The 26050-nt window shown below is 40.7% G+C and carries 30 protein-coding genes; 19 read left to right on the forward strand and 11 right to left on the reverse strand.

Features of this window, described 5'->3' with window-relative positions; translation table 11 throughout:
* Positions 1–4 precede the first annotated feature (4 nt).
* Complete coding sequence (locus ACFQ3S_RS19160) at positions 5–334, reverse strand: nucleotide pyrophosphohydrolase (protein ID WP_377167603.1); 330 nt, start codon at positions 332–334, stop codon at positions 5–7.
* Between the two features lie 113 nt (positions 335–447).
* On the reverse strand, positions 448–1026 hold the full coding sequence (locus tag ACFQ3S_RS19165) for a hypothetical protein (protein WP_377167606.1): 579 nt from the start codon (positions 1024–1026) through the stop codon (positions 448–450).
* 218 nt (positions 1027–1244) lie between these two features.
* Between ACFQ3S_RS19165 and fumC the strand changes: the two genes are divergently transcribed.
* The 10 genes from fumC to ACFQ3S_RS19215 all read left to right on the forward strand — a co-directional run bounded on the left by fumC (position 1245) and on the right by ACFQ3S_RS19215 (position 8554).
* A complete protein-coding gene (gene fumC / locus ACFQ3S_RS19170; protein ID WP_377167609.1) occupies positions 1245–2642 on the forward strand; it encodes a class II fumarate hydratase in 1398 nt (465 codons plus the stop codon).
* A 124-nt stretch (positions 2643–2766) separates the two neighbouring features.
* Positions 2767–3195, forward strand: a complete 429-nt coding sequence (locus ACFQ3S_RS19175) for a fumarate hydratase (RefSeq protein WP_377167612.1) — start codon at positions 2767–2769, stop codon at positions 3193–3195.
* A 10-nt stretch (positions 3196–3205) separates the two neighbouring features.
* Positions 3206–4000 carry a S1/P1 nuclease gene (locus ACFQ3S_RS19180; protein ID WP_377167615.1) on the forward strand — a complete coding sequence of 265 codons (795 nt, stop codon included), beginning with the start codon at positions 3206–3208 and terminating at the stop codon, positions 3998–4000.
* Positions 4001–4104: 104 nt separating this feature from the next.
* Complete coding sequence (locus tag ACFQ3S_RS19185) at positions 4105–4545, forward strand: low molecular weight protein-tyrosine-phosphatase (RefSeq protein ID WP_377167618.1); 441 nt, start codon at positions 4105–4107, stop codon at positions 4543–4545.
* Between the two features lie 51 nt (positions 4546–4596).
* Positions 4597–4818 (forward strand): hypothetical protein, encoded by a 222-nt coding sequence (locus tag ACFQ3S_RS19190; RefSeq protein ID WP_377167621.1) that lies wholly within the window; start codon positions 4597–4599, stop codon positions 4816–4818.
* Positions 4811–5218: a PIN domain-containing protein gene (locus tag ACFQ3S_RS19195; RefSeq protein WP_377167624.1), complete on the forward strand. Its 408-nt coding sequence runs from the start codon at positions 4811–4813 to the stop codon at positions 5216–5218. The genes ACFQ3S_RS19190 and ACFQ3S_RS19195 overlap by 8 nt, the downstream gene beginning before the upstream one ends.
* Before the next feature lie 96 nt (positions 5219–5314).
* The gene (hisS, locus tag ACFQ3S_RS19200) at positions 5315–6709 is read left to right on the forward strand and encodes a histidine--tRNA ligase (RefSeq protein ID WP_377167627.1); all 1395 of its coding nucleotides are present in this window, start codon (positions 5315–5317) and stop codon (positions 6707–6709) included.
* Between the two features lie 16 nt (positions 6710–6725).
* The gene (locus tag ACFQ3S_RS19205) at positions 6726–7070 is read left to right on the forward strand and encodes a hypothetical protein (RefSeq protein WP_377167630.1); all 345 of its coding nucleotides are present in this window, start codon (positions 6726–6728) and stop codon (positions 7068–7070) included.
* A 2-nt stretch (positions 7071–7072) separates the two neighbouring features.
* Entirely contained in the window at positions 7073–7768 is a 696-nt protein-coding gene (locus ACFQ3S_RS19210; RefSeq protein ID WP_377167633.1) for a peptidylprolyl isomerase, read from the forward strand.
* Positions 7769–7786: 18 nt separating this feature from the next.
* A complete protein-coding gene (locus ACFQ3S_RS19215; protein WP_377167636.1) occupies positions 7787–8554 on the forward strand; it encodes an exodeoxyribonuclease III in 768 nt (255 codons plus the stop codon).
* Positions 8555–8584: 30 nt separating this feature from the next.
* Here the strand turns inward: ACFQ3S_RS19215 and ACFQ3S_RS19220 are convergent, their stop codons facing one another.
* The 8 genes from ACFQ3S_RS19220 to ACFQ3S_RS19255 all read right to left on the reverse strand — a co-directional run bounded on the left by ACFQ3S_RS19220 (position 8585) and on the right by ACFQ3S_RS19255 (position 15487).
* Positions 8585–9148 carry a 5-formyltetrahydrofolate cyclo-ligase gene (locus ACFQ3S_RS19220; protein ID WP_377167639.1) on the reverse strand — a complete coding sequence of 188 codons (564 nt, stop codon included), beginning with the start codon at positions 9146–9148 and terminating at the stop codon, positions 8585–8587.
* Between the two features lie 138 nt (positions 9149–9286).
* The gene (locus tag ACFQ3S_RS19225; protein ID WP_377167642.1) at positions 9287–9448 is read right to left on the reverse strand and encodes a HepT-like ribonuclease domain-containing protein; all 162 of its coding nucleotides are present in this window, start codon (positions 9446–9448) and stop codon (positions 9287–9289) included.
* 137 nt (positions 9449–9585) lie between these two features.
* Positions 9586–10149 (reverse strand): elongation factor P, encoded by a 564-nt coding sequence (efp, locus tag ACFQ3S_RS19230; RefSeq protein ID WP_377167645.1) that lies wholly within the window; start codon positions 10147–10149, stop codon positions 9586–9588.
* 86 nt (positions 10150–10235) lie between these two features.
* Positions 10236–10865 carry an ABC transporter ATP-binding protein gene (locus ACFQ3S_RS19235; protein ID WP_377167648.1) on the reverse strand — a complete coding sequence of 210 codons (630 nt, stop codon included), beginning with the start codon at positions 10863–10865 and terminating at the stop codon, positions 10236–10238.
* 86 nt (positions 10866–10951) lie between these two features.
* Positions 10952–11734, reverse strand: a complete 783-nt coding sequence (lpxA, locus tag ACFQ3S_RS19240) for an acyl-ACP--UDP-N-acetylglucosamine O-acyltransferase (RefSeq protein WP_377167651.1) — start codon at positions 11732–11734, stop codon at positions 10952–10954.
* A gap of 2 nt (positions 11735–11736) precedes the next feature.
* Positions 11737–13134, reverse strand: a complete 1398-nt coding sequence (locus tag ACFQ3S_RS19245; RefSeq protein ID WP_377167763.1) for a bifunctional UDP-3-O-[3-hydroxymyristoyl] N-acetylglucosamine deacetylase/3-hydroxyacyl-ACP dehydratase — start codon at positions 13132–13134, stop codon at positions 11737–11739.
* A 17-nt stretch (positions 13135–13151) separates the two neighbouring features.
* A complete protein-coding gene (gene lpxD, locus ACFQ3S_RS19250; RefSeq protein WP_377167654.1) occupies positions 13152–14204 on the reverse strand; it encodes a UDP-3-O-(3-hydroxymyristoyl)glucosamine N-acyltransferase in 1053 nt (350 codons plus the stop codon).
* A gap of 56 nt (positions 14205–14260) precedes the next feature.
* A complete protein-coding gene (locus ACFQ3S_RS19255; protein WP_377167658.1) occupies positions 14261–15487 on the reverse strand; it encodes an HD domain-containing protein in 1227 nt (408 codons plus the stop codon).
* A gap of 140 nt (positions 15488–15627) precedes the next feature.
* Here ACFQ3S_RS19255 and porX point away from each other — a divergent pair, with 140 nt between their 5' ends.
* The 6 genes from porX to ACFQ3S_RS19285 all read left to right on the forward strand — a co-directional run bounded on the left by porX (position 15628) and on the right by ACFQ3S_RS19285 (position 19439).
* Positions 15628–17178, forward strand: coding sequence for a T9SS response regulator signal transducer PorX (porX, locus tag ACFQ3S_RS19260; protein ID WP_377167661.1), 1551 nt, complete (start codon positions 15628–15630; stop codon positions 17176–17178).
* A 16-nt stretch (positions 17179–17194) separates the two neighbouring features.
* A complete protein-coding gene (locus tag ACFQ3S_RS19265) occupies positions 17195–17359 on the forward strand; it encodes a hypothetical protein (protein ID WP_377167664.1) in 165 nt (54 codons plus the stop codon).
* On the forward strand, positions 17346–17582 hold the full coding sequence (locus ACFQ3S_RS19270) for a PIN domain-containing protein (protein ID WP_377167667.1): 237 nt from the start codon (positions 17346–17348) through the stop codon (positions 17580–17582). The genes ACFQ3S_RS19265 and ACFQ3S_RS19270 overlap by 14 nt, the downstream gene beginning before the upstream one ends.
* Positions 17583–17617: 35 nt before the next feature.
* On the forward strand, positions 17618–17725 hold the full coding sequence (locus ACFQ3S_RS19275) for a hypothetical protein (RefSeq protein WP_377167766.1): 108 nt from the start codon (positions 17618–17620) through the stop codon (positions 17723–17725).
* Positions 17706–18137: a tRNA (adenosine(37)-N6)-threonylcarbamoyltransferase complex ATPase subunit type 1 TsaE gene (gene tsaE, locus ACFQ3S_RS19280; RefSeq protein ID WP_377167670.1), complete on the forward strand. Its 432-nt coding sequence runs from the start codon at positions 17706–17708 to the stop codon at positions 18135–18137. Before ACFQ3S_RS19275 ends, tsaE begins: the two co-directional genes overlap by 20 nt.
* 75 nt (positions 18138–18212) lie before the next feature.
* The gene (locus ACFQ3S_RS19285; protein ID WP_377167673.1) at positions 18213–19439 is read left to right on the forward strand and encodes an alanine dehydrogenase; all 1227 of its coding nucleotides are present in this window, start codon (positions 18213–18215) and stop codon (positions 19437–19439) included.
* 9 nt (positions 19440–19448) lie between these two features.
* On the opposite strand, the gene ACFQ3S_RS19290 is transcribed toward ACFQ3S_RS19285, so the two are convergent.
* A complete protein-coding gene (locus ACFQ3S_RS19290; protein WP_377167676.1) occupies positions 19449–20021 on the reverse strand; it encodes a histidine phosphatase family protein in 573 nt (190 codons plus the stop codon).
* An 86-nt stretch (positions 20022–20107) separates the two neighbouring features.
* Here ACFQ3S_RS19290 and ACFQ3S_RS19295 point away from each other — a divergent pair, with 86 nt between their 5' ends.
* The 3 genes from ACFQ3S_RS19295 (at position 20108) to ACFQ3S_RS19305 (ending at position 26030) form a co-directional block, all read left to right on the forward strand.
* The gene (locus ACFQ3S_RS19295; protein ID WP_377167679.1) at positions 20108–21082 is read left to right on the forward strand and encodes a YihY/virulence factor BrkB family protein; all 975 of its coding nucleotides are present in this window, start codon (positions 20108–20110) and stop codon (positions 21080–21082) included.
* Between the two features lie 151 nt (positions 21083–21233).
* Positions 21234–22466: an aspartyl protease family protein gene (locus ACFQ3S_RS19300; protein WP_377167682.1), complete on the forward strand. Its 1233-nt coding sequence runs from the start codon at positions 21234–21236 to the stop codon at positions 22464–22466.
* 582 nt (positions 22467–23048) lie between these two features.
* Complete coding sequence (locus ACFQ3S_RS19305) at positions 23049–26030, forward strand: outer membrane beta-barrel protein (protein ID WP_377167685.1); 2982 nt, start codon at positions 23049–23051, stop codon at positions 26028–26030.
* The last annotated feature ends 20 nt before the right edge of the window (positions 26031–26050 follow it).

The following is a 26050-nucleotide window of genomic DNA, read 5'->3' on the forward strand; positions in this document are numbered from 1 at the left end:
AGGTTTAAGATTTAAGTTTATCATTGTTTTTATGCCTATCGGCATCCCTGATGCTTTTCTTCTCTAAATTCTTTTGCAATGCCTCGGTTAAATCGATACCGGTTTGGTTGGCCAGGCAAATGAGCACAAACATTACATCAGCCATTTCATCGGCCAGGTTAACTTCCGTGTCCGATTTTTTGAACGATTGCTCGCCGTACTGCCGTGCCATAATGCGGGCCACTTCGCCCACTTCTTCCATTAAAATGGCCGTATTGGTCAATTCGTTAAAATAGCGGATCCCGGTGGTATTTATCCATTGATCCACCACTTTTTGGGCGTCTTTAATAGTCATACGGCTAAGGTCATCAATTGGAATGAATTACGCTAACGAATAATCAACTGTTATAAAAGCAAAAAAGGGATAGACCTAAGCCCACCCCTTTTTTACAAAAAAAATTGTTCAAATTATAAATCCCATTTCAAACCTGCAGTACTAAATTCCATTTCCTTCAAACCGGCTTCGTAAAATTCTGCTTGTATGATTAGCTTTTTAGCTTTCTTCAGTTTTGTAATAAATTTGTTTTCGTTGTTTATAAACAATAAATCTGAACTGCCATCAGAAGATGTACTGCAGGAAAACGTTGAAGCTTTGTTATCATCAAATCTGACTTTTACAGAAGCTCCATCACTAGTGGTATTAAATTGACCTTTAGAAATACTAAGTAATACTTCATTACTTTTGCCATTTTTTCTTATTAATAAAGTGGCTGTAGAACCGCCATCATATGGAAATTCAAATTGTAGTTGATTATCTGAATCAATTGTAGCAAAACGCGTCTTTTCGGAGGTCATTTTATCAACCTTTTCTTCATAGCTCCATTTAGTTTCGTTCGCTGATGATTCCTTTTTGGTATCGGTTGTAGTTTCAGTCGCTGTAGAAGTGTCAGCCGCCGTAGAGTCGCCTTTTGAACCACTTGAAGATCCGCCAGATCCGCAAGAAGATAACAAACCTGCAGCAAATAATAAGGTAAAGATTTTTTTCATTGTGTGTTTAGAATTATGCCACTAACATAAAAAAAGTTTTTAAAAATAAAAAACAGTTTTGCTATTATTTTTAGTTTTTTATCCGGACTGTGTTTTTTAATTTTCGCAAATAATGATGTGGCTTGCGATTGTATGTAACAATCATAATTTCATTTGGCTGTTTCTATTATTCTTACATCTAATCCCTAACTTTGCGCTGCAAAAATTATAGCAAAACGATGAGTTTCAGAACCGAATACGACACCATGGGCGCGGTACAGGTACCGGCCGATAAGTACTGGGGCGCACAAACCGAGCGTTCACGTAATAATTTTAAAATTGGCCCCGAAGCTTCGATGCCGAAAGAAATTATTGCGGCTTTTGCCTACCTTAAAAAGGCAGCAGCCTACACTAATACCGATTTAGGTGTATTAACTGCCGAAAAACGCGACCTGATTGCACAAGTATGCGACGAAATTTTAGAGAATAAACTGGATAGCGAGTTTCCACTGGTGATCTGGCAAACCGGTTCGGGCACGCAAAGTAACATGAACGTGAACGAGGTGGTAGCTAACCGCTCACATGTTTTACAAGGCAACACCCTGGGCGAAGGCAAAACGTTCATTCACCCTAATGATGATGTCAACAAATCGCAATCATCAAACGATACTTACCCAACTGCAATGCACATTGCGGCCTATAAGATCCTGATGGATGTTACTATCCCTGGTATTGAAAAACTGCGCGATACCCTGCAAGCTAAAACCGAAGCGTTTAAAAGCGTGGTTAAAATTGGTCGTACCCACTTAATGGATGCTACGCCTTTAACCCTGGGTCAGGAATTTTCGGGCTATGTATCGCAATTAAACCATGGTTTAAAAGCCCTGCGTAATACGTTCGATCACCTGTCGGAATTGGCCTTAGGTGGTACGGCCGTAGGTACCGGTATTAATACCCCTAAAGGTTACGATGTTAAAGTGGCTGAGTACATTGCCCAATTTACAGGCTTACCTTTTATTACTGCCGAAAATAAGTTTGAAGCTTTAGCGGCACATGACGCCATTGTGGAAAGCCATGGTGCCTTGAAACAAATTGCGGTATCGTTAATGAAAATTGCTAACGATATCCGTATGCTGGCTTCGGGTCCGCGTTCGGGTATTGGCGAGATCCATATCCCCGATAACGAGCCGGGTTCATCTATTATGCCGGGTAAAGTAAATCCTACTCAAAATGAAGCCGTTACCATGGTAGCTGCTCAGGTGATGGGTAACGATGTCGCTATCTCTATAGGCGGATCGAACGGTCATTACGAACTGAACGTGTTTAAACCGGTTATGGCAGCTAACTTCCTGCAATCGGCCCGTTTAATTGGTGATGCCTGCGTATCGTTCAATGATCATTGTGCGGTAGGCATTGAGCCTAACTACGAAGGCATTAAAAAACACTTAGAGAATTCCTTAATGCTCGTAACCGCCTTAAACCCGCATATTGGTTACGAAAATGCTGCTAAAATTGCGAAAACGGCTTTAAAAGAAGGTCTGTCCTTACGCGAAGCTGCCGTTAAACTCGAGTTGTTAACCAACGAACAGTTTGACCAATGGGTACGCCCCGAAGATATGATCGGTAGTTTAAAATAAAGAGCCCCTCCCAACCCTCCCCGGAAGGGGAGGGCTTTTTCATTTTTTTATGCTTAAAATTCTCTTTGTCTGTATTCTATATTCTGTATTCCTTGCTCTGGCATCTTGCAGTTCCAATCCCAATATGCAAACACCAGGAGAGGGCTATTTACAGGGCGAATGGCAGCAACAACCCGGCGCTATTGATAAGCAATTGGTTAACTATACTATCTACAACTTTAAATTTAGCTGCGATTCTTTTTTTGTGAGCATGCAAACGCACAGTAAGGTAACCTATGGTGCCGATACCTGCATGAACAGCGGCCAGTGGACCGAATATGCCAAAGGCAAATACATACAACGTCAGGATACGGTAGTAATGAAAGGCTTTTTTTGTAATGCCGATTACAGCCTTAAAAATTTAGGCGGATGCCTGCGTGCCGGGGTTTATGAAGATTATTTTAAAACCGTTAAACAGGCTGATTCAATGATCAAATTCACCAGCACTTCCAGTGTATTGCCACTCAATTTACATTTAATCAAAAGGACTAATTGTGTTCCAAAACCGTTATAAAAACAAAACAATGAAAACTACTTTCTGGAAAAAACTTTTAATCGGGGCAGCCGTAACCTACGCTCCCCTGCAAGGAATGGCCTGGGGTGCCGAAGGTCATCGCATTAGCGGGCAAATTGCTTCAAGCTATTTAACGCCTAAAACCCGAGCCGCTATTAAAGCCATTTTGGGGAATGAATCGGTTGCCATGAGCAGTACCTGGGCCGATTTTATTAAGTCGGACCCCAATTATAACTATTTATCCAGCTGGCATTATATCGACTTTGATAAAACTTACACTTATCCCGAAATGCAAAGTTATTTAAAAAAGGACACCAGTGTAAATGCTTATACCAAGCTGCAATTTATGATTGGTGAACTCAAGAAAAAAAGTTTGCCCCAAGAAAAAAAGCTGCTCTACCTGCGTATGGTGATCCACATTGTAGAAGACATTCATCAGCCTATGCATGCTGCCCGTACCGATGACAAGGGCGGTAATGATTATAAGGTGATGTGGTTTAGAGAAGAGAGTAACCTGCACTCGGTTTGGGACAGTAAACTGATAGATTTTCAGGGGTTAAGCTATACTGAGTATGCCAATGCTATTAATTTTACTACCCCTGCCCAACGTAAAGCCTGGCAGCAAGAGCCCATGAGTAAATGGCTTTTCGACAGTAAGGCCATATCTGAAGAAATTTATGCCAATACCAGGCGCGACGAAACGTTGAACTACAAGTATAATTTTAAATTTATAGGTACGGTTAACAAACAACTGGTTAAAGCTGGTGTGCATTTGGCCGGTTTGTTAAACCAGATATTTGGATAATTAATTGTTGTGCAAATTTCAGATGTGCGAATGTGCAGATTGTTTCCTATTAACGTCTTCTCATTTGCACATCTGCATATTATCACATCCGCACATTTACTGATATGAAAATTCTCATGATCTGCTTGGGCAACATTTGCCGCTCGCCGTTGGCGGAGGGGATTATGCAGCACCAGGTTAAGCAGCAAGGGTTAGATTGGACGGTCGATTCGGCCGGTACCGGCAACTGGCATGTAGGCGAACCGCCGCATTATGGCTCGGTAAACGTAGCCCGCAAATTTGGGGTGGATATCAGCACGCAGGTATGCCGCCAGTTTTCTGTTGATGATTTTGACGACTTCGACCTGCTGCTGGTGATGGATAGAAGCAACTTGAGCAATGTTTTATCTCTTGCCCGTAACAAGCAGGATGCCGCCAAAGTAAGGCTCTTATTGAACAACCAGGAAGTACCCGATCCCTATTTTGACCATACCCAGTTTGAGCCGGTTTACTTAATGGTAGAACAGGGTTGCAAGGACATCATCAAAGAGCATACATCTCGTTAAGACATTTTCGGCAGATAATTTGTACCTTGATTAAAGTTAGTGCTAAACACGATGATCAGAGAAATTGTAAAACCCGAAGGAAACACCTACTTATTGCAATTACCCGATGAAATGATAGGTAAAACGGTAGAGGTAATTGCGTTCGAGATTGAAGAAAAGATTGCTATAAATCCTAAGAAATCTATTAGTGAGTTAAGAACCGAATTAGATGGATTAACTGTAGATATGAAGGATTTTAAATTTGACCGTAACGAAGCAAATAACTATGAATAAGAATGTTGCTGTAGATAGCAATATTGTTTTGTACGCTTTTGATAAGGACGAAACGAGTTACAAAAATCAAATAGCTCTCCATCTTATTCAACACGGTCCGACATTCTCTTCACAGGTATTAAGTGAAGTAGTTAATGTTTTTAATAGACGTTGGAAATTTAGCAAAGAGAACATTATAAGGATAAGTACTTTTCTACTTAATAATTGCTTACTTACTCCAATAAGTAAAGAAGAGGTTTTATTAAGTCATCGCCTGATATTAAAGTATGACTTTCAATATTTTGATGCGCTGATTATTGCATCGGCACTAAAAGCCAATTGCACCACGCTTTACTCCGAAGATATGCAACATCAAATGGTTGTTGAAAACCAGCTTACCATAATTAATCCGTTTCTATAACACTGTAATTAGGCGTTTCTAATTATCGTGTAGTTCGCTAAAAATCCCGTTTCACGCTTCACTTTATAGCCTGCGGTAATTTATTACCTTTGCGGCATGGCTTCTGTTAAACCCTCGGTACCTAAAGGCATGCGCGATTTTTCGCCCGTGGAAATGGTAAAACGCAACTATATTTTCGACACCATTAAATCAGTTTTTCGCAAATACGGCTATCAGCAGATAGAAACGCCTACCATGGAAAACTCCGCTACGCTACTGGGAAAGTATGGTGAAGAGGGAGATAAGTTGATATTTAAAGTGCTGAACAGTGGCGATTACTTAGCTAAAACTAATGAGCAACTATTGGCGAACCGTAACTCTAACGCAGTAGCTTCTTCTATCTCCGAAAAAGCCCTCCGTTACGACCTAACCGTACCCTTTGCGCGCTACGTAGTACAGCACCAAAACGATATTGCTTTTCCCTTCAAGCGCTTTCAGGTGCAGCCGGTATGGCGTGCCGACAGGCCGCAAAAAGGGCGTTACCGGGAATTTTACCAGTGCGATGCTGATGTGGTAGGGTCCGATTCGTTATTGAATGAGGCCGAGTTTATATTGATTTATGATGAAGCACTGAGCAATTTAGGCTTAACCGATTTCAACATTAAGATCAACAACCGCAAGATTTTATCAGGCATTGCCGAAATTATTGGCAAGCCGGAACTGATTGTAGACATGACCGTGGCCATTGACAAGTTGGACAAGATAGGCCTGGATGGTGTGGTGACCGAACTACTCACCAAAGGTTTTACCCAGGAAGACATTGATCAGCTACGCCCGGTTATCTTGCTGCAAGGCACTAATGCCGAAAAAATGGAACGCTTAAAAACCATCCTGGCTTCGTCGGTAGTTGGCTTAAAGGGCATAACCGAACTGGAAACTATTTTTATTTATCTCCAAAGCTTCAACCTGCAAAAAGCAACGGTTGAACTGGATATTACCTTAGCCCGCGGATTAAACTATTACACCGGTGCCATTTTCGAGGTTAAAACCAACGAAGTTGCTATGGGCAGCATTGGCGGCGGCGGCCGTTATGATGACCTCACCGGAATGTTCGGACTCAAAGGCTTAACCGGTGCCGGTATCTCCTTTGGTGCCGACCGTATTTATGATGTATTGGAAGAACTGCAACTTTTCCCGGCTTCCAATAATCAAACTACCCGCGTACTGATCTGTCCGTTTGATGCCGCAGGCGAAACCTATGCCCTGCCGCTGTTACAGCAATTACGCAACGCTAACCTGAATGCCGAACTATACCCTGCCGGTGCCAAGATCAAGAAACAATTGGATTACGCCAACAACAAGCATATTCCTTACGTGGTGGTAATTGGCAGCGATGAAATGCAAAGCGGCTTGTTAACCTTTAAAAATATGGAAACAGGCGAACAGCAAAAGCTATCGGCCCAAGATATTATTACATATTTAATTGTGAACAAAGAACTCCTTGATTCTTAACTTTTGATTCTATTATATGAAACCTGCTGAAATAAATGCAAAATGGAAAGAATTACAGCAGCGTATTGCCGAGGATTTTGATACCGACCTGCCCGATATAAAAGTGATGTTATTTTTAATTGGCGTACAGGAACTGGGACAAGGACCTCAGAAATTTACCAAGCGCCAAAAGGAAGAACTGATGCACATAGCCAATTGCAAACTGTTTAGTCAAATGGGATTTTACGAACTGGAAGGCGCCGATCAGGATGGATGGCCGCACTGGAAACTGGTAAAACCTATTCCCGGTTATACATTGTTAGAACAGGAAATGATGATGAAATCGCTAATTGTTACTTATTTTGCTGATATTCATTCCTGAACATGAAAAAACTGTTGACCCTGTGCTTTTTGCTTACGGCAACTATGCTGTTGGCCAAACCGCCTAAAAACCAATATGTGCGTATTAAAACGGCATACGGGCAGGCAATTATTCGCCTTTATAACGAAACACCCAAACACCGTGATAATTTTATTAAGCTCGCCAAACAAGGTTTTTATAATGGCACGTTGTTTTATAGAGTAATACAAAATTTTATGATCCAGGGCGGTGACCCGGATTCCAAAAGCGCTAAACCCGGACAGGAGTTAGGTGATGGTGGCCCTAAGTACACAGTACCTGCCGAATTTAAAGATAGCCTATTTCATAAACGTGGTGTACTGGCTGCCGCACGAGACGATAACCCCGCTAAGGCATCCAGCAGTAGCCAGTTCTATCTTGTAGAAGGAAAGCGCCAAACCGATGGACGTTTAGATACGCTGGAACAAACCCGCCTTAAAGGCTTTAAAGTACCCGCCTGGCAGCGGGTAGTGTACAAAGCAGTGGGCGGCACCCCGCAACTGGATCATGGTTATACGGTGTATGGCGAAGTGGTGAGCGGCATTGATATGGTTGATTTAATAGCCGCCGTAGAAAAGGATAAGAAGGATCGTCCGCTGAAAGATGTGCCTATGACAATTGAACTGCTAAAGAAAAAAGAGTGCAAGCAGTTGGATAAACTGTTGCAGGTAAAGAAATAAATTGATGTCATAATACTAATGAAAATCATTACATACAACGTTAACGGCATACGTTCGGCTATTAGCAAGGGTTGGTTAAGCTGGCTGCAAGCTACCGATGCCGATGTGGTTTGCCTGCAGGAGATCAAAGCATCACCTGATGTGCTTACCGATTTGATCCTGGTAGAGCAAATGGGCTATCAGCACTACTGGTTCCCTGCCGAAAAGAAGGGCTACAGCGGCACAGCCATTTTTACTAAACACACTCCCAAGCATGTGGAGTATGGCTGCGGCATTGAAGATTTTGATCGCGAAGGCCGTTGCATTAGGGTTGATTTTGAAGATATATCGGTGATGAGCGCGTACTTTCCGTCGGGAAGTAGCGGTGATGAACGCCAGGTATTTAAATATCGCTTTTTAAATGAGTTTGGTGAATATTTAAATCAACTGAAATGGGCGTACCCTAAATTGGTGGTATGCGGCGATTATAACATTTGTCATAAAGCCATTGATATTCATAACCCAAAATCGAACGCTAATTCTTCAGGATTTTTGCCCGAAGAGCGAGCCTGGATGGATGATTTTTGCGAATCGGGGTTTATAGATACTTTTCGTTACCTCAACAAAGAGCCACATAATTACAGCTGGTGGAGCTTTCGCGCTAACTCGCGCGCAAAGAACCTGGGTTGGCGCATCGATTACAACATGGTAACCAAAGAGCTGGAAAGTGCCATAAAAAGAGCTGCTATATTACCTGATGCACGGCATTCCGACCATTGCCCGGTATTACTGGACCTGGATGTTTAAGTGTAAGATAACTTCAATGACATGGTTTATTTAAAAACTGCCACCCGGTAGTAAACAGAAGTCTATTTTTCTATCCCATTCATTTACATCATCTATAATCTCTACGGGCTCAAAAAAAGAAAGGCCTATAAAACGTGTATCAGGACGACACTGGATCATTAACCAGTCATAGAAGCCTTTACCGTAACCTACCCGGTAGCCTTGCCTATCGTAAGCTAAAAGAGGTACTAACATTAAATCGATATGCAATGCGGCTACTTCATTGCCGTTGACCGGCTCTGGGATACCTAAGGCGTTAATAACAAGTTCCAAATCGGCGTCGTCGATAAAGTTTTGCATAGTGCTATCGGCAAAGTTGGCTTTGGGAAATACACGCTGAATTTTCGGATGGTTGGTTGCCAGCCAATTGCGAATCAAAAAAGTATCCGGCTCCTTACGTTTATGAATAGGTAGAAACAGGTGAATGCAATTAATGCCACTTAAATCCAGCTGCTTGAACTGCTGCAGTAACTTCTGGTTCAGGTCATCGTATTCAGCTTGCGAAAGGTGGTTACGCCTGGCAGTGTATATTTTACGGAGTTCAGCTTTGGTCAAATGGATTACTTTATGTTAAACAAATATTCCTGCAATTCAGGTAGTGCCGTTTAAATGGTTTGATAAAATGTATGAGCAGATACGCCGAAATATTCATATATTAATTTATTATACATATCTTTCATTAAATTCCATTTCTCATTGAGAATGACTTAATTTAAAAGACGCTAATATTTTACCTGATGCTTCACCAATAATTTCAATTTTGCGGGTTACAGCATCCTGAAGCATTAAATTAGCACTGAAATCAATCTCAGTTAGTCCATTATGAGCCAAATATAGCCGCCTGTTTAATAGCATAGCGCTTTAAAACAGGGACAATAATTTGTGTGTAGTGTTTTAGGTCCTGCATAGTCAAATATACTTGTTTTAACGGTAAACAAAAAAGGCATCCAAAATGGAAGCCTTTCACATAATTCAGCAATATTATAACTAAATTAAGCTTTAACCCGCTCCACATAAGTGCCGGTAGCGGTATCAACTTTAACCCTATCGCCCTGATTGATAAAAAGTGGCACACGTATTTCGGCACCAGTTTCCACGGTGGCTGCTTTTAACGCGTTGGTTGAAGTATCCCCCTTAACGGCAGGTTCTGAATACGTTATTTCTAACTCAACCGAAGCCGGTGCCTGGGCCATAATGGGTTCATCACTTTCAAATGCAATTACAACATTCACGCCTTCTTTCAAAAACTTTACAGCATTGCCGAATAAGAATTTGGGCACGTTAAACTGCTCGTAAGTGGCGTTATCCATTACTACCATATCGTTACCATCTTCATATAAATACTGGTAATCGCTGGTTTCCACCCGGGCAATGCTTACTTCCTCATCGGTACGGAAACGGTATTCTACCAGCTTGCCGCTTTTAACGTTGCGCATACGGGCTTGGTAAAAGGCACGTAAGTTGCCCGGGGTACGATGTAAAAACTCTTCTACCTGTACTAATTCTCCGTTAAAGCGGAGTATATTTCCAGTCTTAATATCTGATGCTTTAGCCATAATAATTTTAGAGCAGCAAAATTAGGGACTTAGTAGTAAAAAATCAAGTTGCTAATAGGCTGGTAAGGCAATAATGGGAGATTGTACTATTTATAATCGGTAATGGTCAGCATATTAGTGCAAAAGCTGTATTCCTGTTCCTGGTTCGATCCTACGATGATGAGCCGGTTGCCTGTGTGCAATTTTATCAACTCATGGTACCACTCTACTCCTTGTGTATCCAGGTTAGAGGTCGGCTCATCCAGCATGAGTACGGCCGTATGTGAGCAAAAGGCAAGGGCCAGTTTTAAACGCTGCTTCATGCCCGATGAAAAGTATTTGATAAGCTTGTTCTTGCTGGTTTGCATACCCAGTAAGGTAATTAAGCCTGCTTTATCCATACCGGCAATGTAGGGCTTAAAATGAAAATGAAAATCGATCACTTCCTGAAGGCTGAACTCCTCAATAAGTTCGAGGTAGGGTGCGGCAAGACTAACGTGTTTAAATACCGTTTCTATATCGAGCGGCTGTTGGTTTTGAAAGAAGGAGACCGTGCCAGTTGAAGGCGATAAGCTGCCATTTAGTATTTGCAGCAAGGTAGATTTGCCCGAACCATTTGGCCCCAGCACTGCATAACTATTGCCCAAAGTAAAAGTATGATCTATGCCTTTAAAAATCCAGTCGCGGTTAAAGCGGCGGCCTACATTATTAAGGGTAATTTTTAGTTCATGCTTCATAGTTAGTAGTTCATGGTACAAAATACTTATTAATAGTTATAGCAGGCATTTCAGCTATGAACCATGAACTACCAACTATGAACTATTTACGAATTCCCAAACCCCTTCATAATACCGCGTTGCGAGCCTTGTATAAAGTTCAGGATCTCATCGCGTTCGGCTGTGGGGCGAAAATCGGCTTCGATGATCTCCATAGCTTTGGTTACATTGCTGTTTTTTACGAAAAGGGTACGGTAAATGTCCTGTATCTCATTTATTTTTTCCTCGTTAAAACCCCGACGGCGTAAACCTACCGAGTTTATACCGGCGTATGATAACGGTTCGCGTGCGGCTTTTACGTAGGGTGGTACATCTTTACGTACTAAGGAACCCCCGGTTACAAACGCGTGCGAACCCACATTGCAAAACTGGTGTATGGCAACCATGCCCGCCAGCACCACATAATCTCCCACGGTAACGTGTCCGGCAATAGTGGTGTTATTGGAGAAAATGCAATTATTGCCAATAACGCAATCGTGCGCTACGTGGCAATAGGCCATTATCAGGCAATTACTGCCAATCTCGGTTTTCCAATGGTCTTTAGTGCCGCGGTTAATGGTCACGCATTCGCGGATGGTCGTATTATCGCCAATTGTGGCCAGGGTATTTTCGCCCTTGAACTTCAGATCCTGCGGAATGGCTGATATAACAGCACCCGGAAATATACGGCAGTTTTTACCTATACGCGCACCATCCATAATAGTAACGTTAGAGCCGATCCACGACCCCTCTCCAATTTCCACATCTTTATGGATGGTAACGAAAGGCTCTATCACAACATTATCCGCTATTTTAGCTTGCGGATGTATATAGGCTAATGGCTGGATCATGTTTACTTATATTTTACAATTTGCGCCATTAGTTCGGCCTCTACAACAATTTTTTCGCCAACCATACCAATACCCTTCATTTGAGCGATGCCACGGCGTATAGGTGCTATCAGGTCGCACCTGAATATCAACGTATCGCCTGGTAAAACCTTGTCTTTAAACCGCGCGTTCTCTATCTTGAGGAACAACGTAAGCCAGTTTTCGGGATCGGGTACGGTATTTAATACCAATATACCCCCTGTTTGCGCCATGGCCTCTATTTGTAACACACCCGGCATAACCGGTGCGCCTGGAAAATGCCCTACAAAGAAAGGCTCATTCATGGTAACGGCTTTAAGGCCAACCACATGAGTTTTGGTAAGTTCCAATATTTTGTCTACCAGCAGCATAGGCGGGCGGTGCGGCAAAATATTCATGATCTGAACGGTATCGTAAACCGGCTTAGCATTGGGGTTATATACCTTTACGTGCTTACGGCTTCGTTCCTTTTTAATTAAGGCTTTAATTTTTTTGGCGAAAGCTACGTTAGCAGCATGACCCGGACGTGCTGCCATAATGTGACCACGCAACGGTACGCCCACCAGGGCCAGGTCGCCTATCATGTCCAGCAGTTTATGGCGCGCAGGCTCGTTTTGGTGGCGAAGCTCAATATTATTTAATATGCCTTGCGGTGCAACATCAATATCCTCGCGGTTAAAGAGCTTGGCCAAGTGGGCAAGTTCTTCGGCATCTACATGCTTATCAACCACCACAATGGCGTTATTTATATCGCCACCTTTAATAAGGTTGTGCTTCATCAGCATTTCCAGCTCATGTAAAAAGCAAAAAGTGCGGCAACTGGCAATTTCCTTTTTAAACTCCGAAATAGTTGATATGCTGGCATGCTGCGTACCTAATACCGGCGAATTATAATCTACCATACAGGTAAAGCGGTAATCATCATCCAAAGGCATAGCCACCATTTCTACCTTACGGTCGGTTTCCGAATAGTGGATATTGTATGGAATGTGATAATACTCGCGGTCGGCGTCCTGATCTTGCGCACCCGCCTCAAGTAACGCGTCTACAAAAGAAATAGAACTACCATCCATTATGGGTGTTTCGGGGCCGTCCAAGTCAATCAGAATATTATCCATCTCTAAGCCTACCAGTGCGGCCAATACGTGTTCGACGGTGCTAACGCTGGCCCCGTTTTGCGTAATAGTGGTGCCGCGTGAAGTATCGGTCACATTGTCAACATCGGCATCAACAATAGGGCTACCTTCCAGATCTGTCCTTCTAAATTTAAATCCGTGGTTTTCTGGTGCAGGATTAAATGTCATGGTTACCCGTTCGCCGGTATGCAGCCCGGTGCCCGATACAGCTACTGGTGCTTTAATAGTTCTTTGCTTTACATTCATATACTTGGTCAGCTGCATCAGTGGATAATTTCCTGTTTATTGCGCAGCTCAGCAATTATTTTTTCTAATTCTTCTATTCGTTTTTTTAGCTCTGGCAGCTGATGTACAATTAAATGCGATCGTAAAAAGCCCTGGTAAGGCTGCAGTATTACCCCGCCCCATTTCTTACCCTCTTCTTCAATACTCTTATTAACACCGGTTTGTGCCTGTATTTGCGAGCCTTTAGCTATGCTGATATGGCCAACTATACCAACCTGTCCACCAATTATCACATTTTCTCCAATTTTGGTACTGCCAGATATTCCGCTTTGCGCTGCAATAACTGTGTTGGCACCAACTTCGGCATTATGCGCTATCTGTATCAAGTTATCCAGCTTTACACCTTTTCGTATTACAGTTGAACCCATAGTTGCCCTGTCTATCGTTGTATTGGCACCAATTTCTACATTATCTTCAATTACAACGTTACCAATCTGGCTTATTTTGTTGTAATTTCCACTATTGGTTGGTGCAAAGCCAAAACCATCGCTGCCAATTACAGCACCGGCATGTATTATTACGTTGTTGCCAACAACACAATCGGCATAAATTTTTACGCCGGCAAACAGCGTTACATTATTGCCCAAAGTTACGTTATCGCCCACATAACAGTTCGGGTAAATTTTACAACTGTTTCCTAATTGAGCTTCGGCACCAAGGTAAGCAAAAGCACCAAGGTAAACATTTTGACCCACAATAGCCGATGGGTGTATATAACTGGGCTGCTCTATGCCTGTTTTGTTAAGCTTTAAGGTATTGTATTTTTCGAGCAGTACCGAAAATGCTCCATAGGCATCTTCAACCCGTATAAGCGTACAGTCAATCTTTTCTGTAATAATTAAAGTTTTATTAACAATTACAATAGAGGCTTTGGTATGATACAAAAACTGCTCATATTTAGGGTTTGCCAAAAATGACAACGACCCGTCCATGGCTTCTTCGATTTTAGCCAACGTGCTAATGGAAGCGTTAAGATCGCCTTCAACCGTTCCATTTAACAATAAGCTTATTTCATGCGCAGTAAATTGCATCGGGCAAATTTAAAGGTTAAAAGTTAAGCAACAAATTATAAACATAGTGTTAACCTTTATAATAAATCTTTGGTATAACAAAATATGTATTTTTCTACCGTTTTGGCTAGTGCTTCCAAATTTGAGTTATCACTTGCAGTTGTAATATCATTTACTGTGCCGCCTTTCATCAATATCTTAATATTAGCGTCGCCAACTTTGTAAGCGTTATTGCTTATTACATCTGTAAATACGAAATAACCTGCGTCTTCGAAACAAAGGTCATATTTTTTCATGGCCTTTTGCCTTAACTCCTCCACTTTAACCGCATCAGGCTTTATGTTGGTAATATCTACATGGTAAAGTTTTCGCTGTATAAAGTTTTCGCATAATAGTGCCAATACTTTATCGGTATGTCTTATCCATACTTTTACTGCGGCCATAATATCGGTATCATCTAAACAAGTAAACGTTTCAATATGATGGTCATCGTATATGAACTGTTCCTTTGAGATGTTGTTTTGCAGGAAATGGTTTAATGCCGGTGTAGAAAATAATTGCACACCCTTTAAAGATAGCTGCCTGGCACGCATTAAAATTTTACCCAACATTTGCTCGCCCGAGGTTACGGTTTTGTGTAAATATACCTGCCAATACATTAAACGGCGGGCCACCAAAAACTTTTCTATCGAATAAATTCCTTTTTCTTCAACCACAATGGCATCATCCACTACATTAAGCATTTTAATGATACGCTCAGAACTGATCACCCCTTCGGACACACCGGTGTAAAAGCTATCGCGGTTGAGGTAATCTAACCTGTCCATATCTAACTGGCTGGATACTAACTGATGAAGAAATTTTTTGTGGTACTGGTCATTAAAAATTTCAATTGCAATAGTTAAGCTGCCGTTAAAAACGCTGTTTAAGCGGTTCATGAGCAGCGTTGAAATATCTTCATGATCTATTCCCTGTACAATATGTTTCTCCAGTGCGTGTGAGAACGGGCCGTGGCCGATATCGTGTAGTAAAATGGCTATCATTACGCCTTCTTCTTCTTGCGGGGTTATTTGCTGGCCTTTATCGCAAAGCGTTTTTATAGCCAAACCCATAAGGTGCATAGCCCCAAGTGCATGATGAAAACGGGAGTGTAATGCGCCAGGATATACCAGGTGCGTCATGCCCAATTGTTTAATATAGCGAAGCCGTTGAAAATACGGGTGCTCTATCAGGTCGAAAACCAGTTCGGTTGGTATGCTGATAAATCCGTAAACCGGATCGTTAATTATTTTTTTCTTGTTCAAACTACTTATGTTCTGTGCAAAAGTGTTAATTTAACATATACCCCAAAGCATATTTTTGTTATTTTTTGTTAAACACACACTAAATTCAACAACAAAAGGGTAGGTTAGAAGTTATACCCGATATACATATTTAAGATACCATGCAAGAAACTACCATACTTTGGGCCGACGACGAGATAGATCTTTTAAGACCACACGTGCTTTTTTTAAACGAAAAAGGTTATAAGGTTAAAACAGTAACTAACGGTTCGGATGCCCTGGAAGAGTTTCGCAACGGTTATTTCGATCTTGTTTTTTTAGATGAGAACATGCCCGGCTTAACCGGACTGGAAACACTGACCCTAATTAAGGCTATTAATGCCGATGTACCTATAGTGCTTATTACTAAAAATGAAGAGGAACCAATGATGGAAGATGCCATAGGTTCGAAAATTGATGATTACCTGATTAAGCCGGTTAACCCCAAGCAAATACTGCTTACCATAAAAAAGCTTACTGAAAATAAACGCCTGGTTACCGAAAAAACCACCATGGCCTACCAGCAGGATTTCAGGCAATTAGGTATGACCCTTAACGACAACCTGAGTCACCAGGAATGGGTTGATGTTTATAAAAAACTAATTTACTGGGAATTGGAGTTAGAAAAGCTGGAGGATGCTGGTATGCACGAGATACTTACCATGCAAAAAGCAGAGGCCAATGTTCAATTCTGCAAGTTTGTAGAACGTAATTATATAGATTGGTTGAAAAACCCCGCAGAAGCGCCAGCATTATCGCACCAATTATTTAAAAACAAGGTTTTTAACCGTATGGACAGCACCCCGGTATTTTTTATTTTGATTGACAATTTACGGTACGATCAGTTTAAGATCATTAACCCGATCATTTCCGAATATTTCAGACTGGAAGAAGAAGATACCTATTACAGTATTTTACCTACCGCTACCCAATACGCCCGTAATTCCATTTTCGCCGGTTTAATGCCGCTGGATATGGAAAAACGTTTCCCCGGCATGTGGCAGAACGATGAGGACGAGGGTGGAAAAAACTTGCACGAAGAAGCCTTTTTAGCCGATAACATTAAACGTAGCCTGCGTAAAGACTGTAAGTTCTCATACCATAAGATCCTTAATATTGATGAAGGCCGCGCCCTGAACGATTCGGTTAATAACCTCATGAAGAACGAGCTGAATGTGGTGGTATATAACTTTGTAGATATGCTCTCGCATGCCCGTACCGATATGCAGATGATTCGTGAGCTGGCCAGCGATGATGCCGCTTACCGTTCGTTAACGCTATCGTGGTTTGAGCACTCGCCGTTATTCGATCTGCTGAAGTTTTTGGCTACCAAGCAGGTAAAGGTTATCATTACTACCGACCATGGTACCATACGGGTAAAGAACCCAAGCAAGATCATTGGCGATAAAAACACCAATACCAACCTGCGTTACAAACAAGGTAAAAACTTAAACTTTAATGCCAAAGACGTTTTGCACATCCGCAACCCGCACGATGCCATGCTGCCTAAACTACATGTAAGCAGCAGTTTTGTATTTGCCAAAGGCGATAGCTACTTTGTGTACCCTAACAACTATAACCACTTTATGAACTTTTATAACGAAACGTTTCAGCACGGAGGTATTTCTTTAGAGGAGATGATTATACCAGTGATTACTTACGGTAGTAAGTAATTGTGTATATTTGAGTATGGTAGTTGTTGTTAAAAACGAAAAAGATGTAAGCAAAGCCAAAAAAGCTATTGCCGATCGTATGCCAGAAAAAAAGTTTGATGCATACAAATTTTGCGGTGCTTTAAAAGTCAACGAAGACCCACAGAAGATTCAGCAACAATTAAGAAATGAATGGGAGTAAGCTTTTTGTAGATACCAATATTTGTATCTACTTATTGAACAATGACCATGTTGTGGCTGATTTGCTTGATGGTTATTCTATATATATTTCGTTCATTACCGAAATTGAGTTGTATGCCTATCATAGCCGCAATCCCTTGGCTAAACAAATACTTGATGAATTTATAGAGGATGTTAATGTTGTAAATATTAACATCCCTATAAAAAAAAAACTATTGAGATAAGACGCGATTATAAACTCAAACTACCCGACAGCATTATCGCAGCATCTGCACTTATTGAAAACCTTTCTTTTATTACAGCCGATAAAGGATTTAGGAAATTATCTGAATTAGATATTGTATTATATGACCCCGCCAGTATCTAACCATTCCATCAATTCCCTTGCCGAACTCCCTGCTACCGCACAATCGCTTATCAATTTTGCAGGCATTCAAAAGATCTTTTTGTTTTATGGGGATATGGGTGCGGGTAAAACTACATTTATTAAAGCCCTGTGCCAGGAGTTAGGTATTACCGACGAGGTAACCAGTCCTACTTTTTCTATTGTGAACGAATACGCCGGCACCAATGTACGTGTTTATCACTTTGATTTTTACCGCCTTAAAAACCAGGAAGAGGCTTTGGATATGGGTTACGAAGAATATTTTTATTCGGGTGACTATTGCCTGATAGAATGGCCCGAAAACATCCCCAACCTGTTGCCTTCGAATTTCATCAGCATTGCCATAAGTGTTACCGACCAACAAACGCGGAATTTTAGCTTTAAAATAATTTAAATATCCATTCACAAAATTTGCTTATCTTCATTGGCCTTTACAGCTACTACCGGTAAAGCCGTAAAATACTAAGATATGGGTTCAGGATTATATAGTGGATTTTCGGACGTGGCCAAGCAGGCCATGATGCAGCCACAGGAGTCGATGCTGGAAACGAAAAGTAAAAAGAATACGCTTTATATAGGTATTCCGCGCGAAATATCGTTCCAGGAAAACCGGATCACCTTAACGCCGCTATCTGTAGCATTGCTGGTTAACAACGGTCATGAGGTGCTGCTGGAAACCAATGCTGGTACAGCCGCCAACTTTTTAGATAATCATTACAGCGAGCAGGGCGCACAAATTGTATATGATGTTAAAAAAGTTTACGAGGCGGATATTATTATCAAGGTTGCTCCGCCCACCATGGCCGAAATTGAACTGATGAAACCTGGCCAGATCCTCATTTCAACCTTGCAAATTTCTACCCTAAAGGCTGATTGCCTGCATGCGCTCATTAATAAACGGATAACCGCACTTTCATTTGAGCATTTACGTGACGAAGGCAATGTTTTAAGTGTAGTACGTGCCATGAGCGAAATTGTTGGTGCCACATCTATTTCCATAGCCGCTGAGTACCTGAGCAACACCTTCGGTGGCAAAGGACTGATGCTGGGTGGTATTACCGGTGTGCCTCCTACCGAAATTGTGATTTTAGGGGCAGGTACCGTTGGTGAATACGCCGCGCGCACCGCCATATCATTGGGTGCCGATGTAAAGGTTTTCGATCCTTCCATTTATAAACTACGACGGTTGCAAAACAACATTGGCAGCCGGGTATTTACCTCGGTTATACAGCCCATTGTGCTCGAAAAAGCTGTTATTACCTGCGATGTAGTGATAGGCGCCCTTCGCACCGAAGACGGCCGCAGCCCTTGTATAATTAGCGAAGAAACCGTAAGCCGAATGAAACCTAACTCTGTTATTATAGATGTGAGTATAGACCAAGGAGGGTGTTTTGAAACTTCCGAAGTAACCAATCATACCCACCCAGTTTTTCGTAAACATGAGGTGATCCATTATTGTGTACCCAACATTGCATCGCGCGTAGCCCGTACGGCCACTTATGCGCTAACCAATATTTTCACCCCTATATTGTTAGATATTGGCGAAAAAGGTGGCATTAACAATGTCATTTGGCAAAAAACGGGTATTCGCAATGCTGTATATATATACCATGGGCAATTGACTAACAAATATTTAAGCGAGCGTTTTAATATTCCATGTAAAGACCTGGATTTGCTTATTGTAGCTAATAGGTAAACTTCCTGCTTAATTCATTATTGGGGCAGTCATTACTTTCTTGTTTTTAGAATCGGTAGTGTGATGCACTTCGCCGTAGTTGGTAACAGTAAGGTTTGCCTTACCATTTTCATCAATAACTACCTTAAAAAGCATATCGTAATCATCGTCTGTTAGTCCCTCAAAAGGCACACTGCAATTCAGCGCTTTAATAACGGGTATTAACGTATTAGAATGTCCTACAATTAAGGCAGTCTTTCCTTTGTTATCCTGTGAGGCTTTAATGGCAATTGTACTTGGGTCTTTAACATTGTAAATAACCGGGGCAAGTTGTAAATACGTTGCCAATGGCATCGCTGTAGCCAAGGTACGTTTATAATTAGTGCTGTATATCGTGTTAATTTTCTTTTTTTGCAGTACTTTGGCTAAATCAGCTGCTCTTTGAAAACCTTTATCAGATAAATTCGGATCCCGTTCGGCAGGGTTTACGGTTAGTTTTTCGGCGTGCCTTACCAAATATATAGTTGTGCTTTGTGCTAAGGCATTAAATTTGCTTAGCGTAAAAGCAGTAAAAAACAGAATAATGAGCGTTTTATTCACCATGCAATTTAAGTTTACCTAAAGGTAATACTTATGCTAAAACAAATGCGTGTAAAACCAATTATCTAAACAAACAACGGGTTTCTTTTATGAAAGTATTTAGTAAAGATTATTTTAAAAGCTTATGGAAAGTTCTGATGGCTACGTTTTCGGGGTTCTCCAACGATAACGGATTAAAATTGAGTGCTTCATTAGCGTACTACACTATATTTTCTATTGCCCCCTTACTCATCCTTATTTTATCGTTAGCCGGCATATTTTTAGGCCCCGATTCAGCCAGCAATAAATTATACAGTCAAATTGACCAGTATGTTGGATCAGAAGCAGCAAAGCAGATTCAGGATATCATTAAAAACCTCCAGTTTTCTGGCAAGAGCGGTATCGCCCTTATATCGGGCATTGCAACATTATTAATTGGCGCCAGCAGTATATTTATGGAGATACAAGATTCGCTTAACACCATTTGGCGGGTAAAGGCTAAGCCTAAAAAAGGATGGCTTAAAATGCTACAAAACCGGTTTTTGTCGTTTTCGCTAATTGTTAGCTTAGGTTTCTTATTACTGGTTTCGCTGCTAGTTAATATTATTGTAAATGCAATAAGCAGCAAAATAAGTCACTTTTTACCTTCCATTACCGAACGCCTGATAGAACTGGTGAACCTTGGCATTTCGTTTTTAGTAATTGCTACCTTGTTTGGTATAATATTCAAATTTTTGCCCGATGTTAAGATCAAATGGAAAGATGTTCGCTCTGGTGCCTTCTTTACCGCCATGTTATTTATGTTAGGTCAGTTTGTAATTAGCCTGTATTTAAAATATTCAGCCCAGGGTTCGGCTTATGGCGCAGCCGGATCTGTTATTGTTTTGCTGGTATGGATTTATTACACTGCCGCTATTTTATACATAGGCGCCGAATTTACGCAAGTTTATGCCGAGGCTAATTGTAGTCATATAGAACCCGCCGACTATGCCGTACATGTGCAGCAAACTGAAACCGAGCGAGAAGTAGATAAGCTTCCTCCACAAAACCCTGAAATAAAAGGGGAGTTGAAAACAGATAGCTAAAAAGTATTTGCATGATAAGATTTAAGCAGGCTATTATCACCTGCTTTTTTATGCATTATTTTTAATTTGCTGCCAATATTTAACAACTATAAGGTTATGTGCTAAATACCAGTGTTTTGTTGTAGCTTTATACTACCAATTAAAACATACTTTGTTCCGCATACTACATAGCAGCAAGTATCTGTTTTTACCTCTATTGTTATTGTGCCTGGCTGTGTTAGCGCAAGCCCAGCATTTTAGTATCAACGATAAATTAAAACAGGTAAAACTCCATTTCCGCCTGGTGCGTGATATGATTGTGGTACCAGTATATATTAATAAAAAGGGTCCGTTTAACTTCGTGCTCGATACGGGCGTTGGCCTCATGATCATTACCGATCCTCAATTGGTAGATTCAATTGATTTAATTACCAGGCGCACTATAAAAATTTATGGTAGCGGCAATGCCGAAAGTTTTGAAGCCTACACAACTTCAGAATTAGATGTTAAAGTAGCCGATGGAATAAAAAGCAACTTGGTGCATGCGGCCATACTCAAAAAAGATCATTTTGGCTTGTCAAACTACGCCGGTATGCCCATACATGGCTTGCTGGGATATGAATTCTTTTCACAATTGTCGGTAAAGATCAATTTTATGGATAGTACATTAATTGCCGCCCGACCTGGAAAGTTTAAACCTTTTAGAAAAGGTATCAAAGTGCCCATAAGTATAGAAGAACATAAACCATATCTTAATACAACTATTATTCTCCCCGATGGTTGCCCTGTTGAAAATAAGTTTATTATTGATTTAGGTGCAGGGCACCCGCTGTCGCTCGATAATTTAAAGCAACACAAAAATGATACACAAAAGGCTATTGTTGCAAATTTGGGTGTAGGCATAACCGGCCCCATTAACGGATACATTAGCCGCATTAACGAATTTAAAATAGGTAAATATACGTTTAATAATGTTATTACTTCTTTTCCAGATACCAATACCCACCGTTCCTATTTTGTATCCCGCGATGGGAATATTGGGATGGGAATATTAAAAAAGTTTTTTTTAATATTAGATTATCAAAACGGCCTGATGTATATGAAACCTAATTACCGGTTTAAAGAACCCTTTGAACATGATATGAGCGGTATAGAATATTACGCTACCGGTAATGATCTTAAACGCATTTTAATAAGCAGGGTTGAACCCGGTTCGGCAGCAGATGAAGCAGGTTTAACAACAGATGATGAAATAATAACTGTTAACTTTAAGGATGTTGCTAAGATGAGTATAGTTGATATAGATAACCTTTTTAAATCACGAAATAACAGAAACGTATTAGTAGAAGTATACCGCGACAAAAAGTTCGAAACTGTTGTTTTAACCCTGAAGCGGCGAATATAAAAAAATAATGCCTTACTGGCTTTTTGGTTAGTTTGAGACGAGTTGGGCTTGAACTCCATTCCATCCATCCAATTGTGCATCTTTGCACGCATTGTGTTCAAAAATAAGTTGTTTTTAATTTGAGTATAATTGATAGGTAAACCTTACAGTAGTTTGTGTTTTATAATTAAATACACACTTTTTTTGATGCCCTTTAGGTTTGAAACGCATTGGCAATCAATAACATAGTTATGTGAAGTGTTTTGGATTTGTTATGTGTTTATTATTTTCATTTTTGTACAATTACCTATACCATAAAAACTACAATAAATAATTCATCATCAATCAGTGTATAAAATTACACTTTTAAACAATAATTTATAAAATAGCCTATAAATCACGGCGCAATGAAATTAAGCAGGAGTTAACACGTGATGATTAATAAGACTGATCATATAAATGAAAAAAGAACTGTATCGTAACCTTAACGATACATTCTTGTAACAATCCTATGATTGTTAACTATTTAACTAAAAGAAATTGAACTTTTGTAGTCGAATACTGTAATAGGTAATTAACACTGAACAAATCCTGCAATTTTATATGAAACGTTTTTACGCTCTCTTAGCCCTGCTTTTTAGCCTGGCAACTTACACACAAGCACAAACAGCCCGCGAGGTACATGGTATTGTGGTTGATTCAACTAAACAAGCCATACCGGGTAGTACTATAAAACTCACATCCGACCTCAATGATAATGCTACAACTATCGCCAGCCCCGATGGTAAATTTTCATTTGGAGCGGTAAAAGGCATTAAGCTTACCTTAACCATAACATCTATAGGTTTTGAGGGATTAATTAAACATTATACTTTAGAAAATGATGGCAGTGCCGCCGACGTGGGCAGTATTATACTTAAACCTGAAGCCAGGCAGTTAAACGCAGTTACCGTAGTTGGTACCAACCCTGTAACATTAAAAGAAGATACAGTAGAGTATAGAGCAAGTGCATATAAGGTTAGAGCCAATTCGCCGGTTGAAGATCAGCTTAAAAGAATACCGGGTGTAGATGTTGATGCACAGGGTAATGTAAGCGCACAGGGAAAGCAAATTACTAAGGTGCGTATTAACGGGAAAGACTTTTTTGGTGGCGATGTGCAAACGGCAACTAAAAACCTGCCGGCCGATTTGGTAGACAGTTACCAGATTGTGGATGATTACGGCGACCAGGCAAATGCTACTGGTATTAAAACCGGCGAACCTAATAAAATACTGAACATTACCATACGTAAAGACAAAAACTACGGGTATTTTGGTCAGGTTACCGCTGGCGATGGTACCGATGCTCTACCAAAGGATCAGGGATCTAACAACAACCGTTATGTTGGTTTAGTAAATATATTTAAATTCAATAATGACCAGCAAATTGCAGTGTTAGGTAATTTAAACAACACCAACGTAAACACGTTTTCTTTTGGAAGTGCTACAGGTGGAGCCGGCGGTCAGGGCGGCGGCGGTAATCGTGGTGGCGGTTTTGGCGGCGGCGGCGGTGGCCGTGGTAATGCTGGCCGTGGCGGCGGCGGTCAAACAAGTAATCAAAACGGCATAAATACGGTACGGACTATTGGTACAAATTTCCGCGATCAATGGGGTAAAATGGCTGTGTACGGCAGCTATAGCTTTGAAGACAAAACTGTATTTACAGATAGCCGTAATTTTCAAAAAAATAACGCAACGGCACCCACTACCAGCGACCAAACAAGTAGCGAGACTACTAACTCTACCAATCACCGTATAACTTGGAACATGGAGTTCAAGCCCGATACGGTTAACTACTTTAAACTAACTCCTACTTTTTCATATACCAGCTCTGATGTAGCCAGCTATGAGATGCTTTCCTCAACCCGTAATGGTACGCCTAACCTGGCATACAACACTACCACTAACAGTACTGCATCTTCTCCAAACTATGGCGCTATATTACTTTACAATCATCGCTTTAATGGGGTCGGCCGCAACTTGAGCATCAATGCCAGTATCAACTCTTCTCGTAATTTTAATTTCGATAACCCAGTTTATGCTTATGATGCTACAACCATTAATCGTTTAAAAGTTCCGCTAAATCAATTAGTAAATACTTACTATCGCTCCACTACATCAAATTTAAGTTTTTCATATATTGAACCTTTGAGTAAAGTATCGTTTTTAGAGCTTAATTATGCTTTTAACCATACTACTAACAAAAACGATAATCGTACCGACACCTTGTTTTCTAACAACTTATTTAACAATTACCCGGTTGGTACAAGTAAATATGATTATACATTTACATCACACAGGGTTGGTTTAAATTACCGCCTGGTAGAAAATAAATATAATGCCACGTTAGGTGTGGCGGTATTACCGAGCCAGTTGGATGGATCGGGGTTAGCGTTTGACGCTGGTAAACAAGCACAAGTAAATCCAGTTACTAAGAAAAATACATTTAATTTTGCACCAACCGCACGTTTTACTTACAACTTTTCGAGGAGCCAAAATCTGAACTTTAATTACAATGCCAGCAACAACCAGCCCAGCTATAATCAGTTGGTACCCGTAATTAACGTTTCGAATGCATTATATCCGGTACAAGGTAACCCCGATTTAAAACCAGAATTTACAAACAATTTTAACCTGCGTTACAATAAATTTAGCTTCGAAACTGGTAATATTTTCTTCACCAACTTTAGCTTTACCCAAACCAACAACAAAATTGTAAATAAAACTACTATTTACCCTATTCGCTTTAGTCCTACTCAATTGGCAGTAAATCCTGGTTTATCTACTTTTGAAAATACAACTTTTACTAATTACTTAAATGCTAAGGGTTATTATACGGGTAGTGCCAACGTTTTATTTGCCAAACCATGGGCTGCTCGTAAGTTTACTTTAATATTTAATGGTAATATTACTTACACTAATAACATTGCATATACCGACAGTATAAGCCGCGACAATGTGAGATCTCCGTTGTTCGAAAATGTTGCGAAAAATCTGGCCTTTACACCAGGTACGCGTTTTAGGATAAATATATTAGACAAAATTGATCTGGAAACCAGCGTTAACTACACTATTAATAAAACTACCAACACCCTACAAACAGCACAGTTCGGTAATTCAAATACTAACATACGTACACTGGCTTTGGGGTTAAACGGTAAAAACTATATTTTAAAGGATTGGACATTTAGCTATGACTTTAGTCGCCAGGTTAACTATGGTTACAACTTTGATGTTCCAAATCCAAATATTCTTAATGTTTATCTTGAGCGCCGTTTCCTAAAGCAAAATGCAGCATCCATACGCTTGCAAGGGTTCGATTTATTTAACCAGAATACAGGTTTTTCTTTCGCCCAAAATGGATTAAGTACAACCCAAACACAGGTTAACCGTTTGGCCCGCTACTTTTTATTAACATTTACTTACCGTTTACAAAAATTTGCAGGCCGTGCACCGGCACAAAACAATAACGAGCGTGGCAATCGTGGCGGCTTCGGCCGTGGTGGCCAGGGAGGCCCTCCAGGTGGCGGTGGTCCAACCATTTAATAACTCTACACTATCAGCTG

It is taken from the genome of Mucilaginibacter terrae (assembly GCF_042679325.1).
Lineage (GTDB): Bacteria > Bacteroidota > Bacteroidia > Sphingobacteriales > Sphingobacteriaceae > Mucilaginibacter > Mucilaginibacter terrae.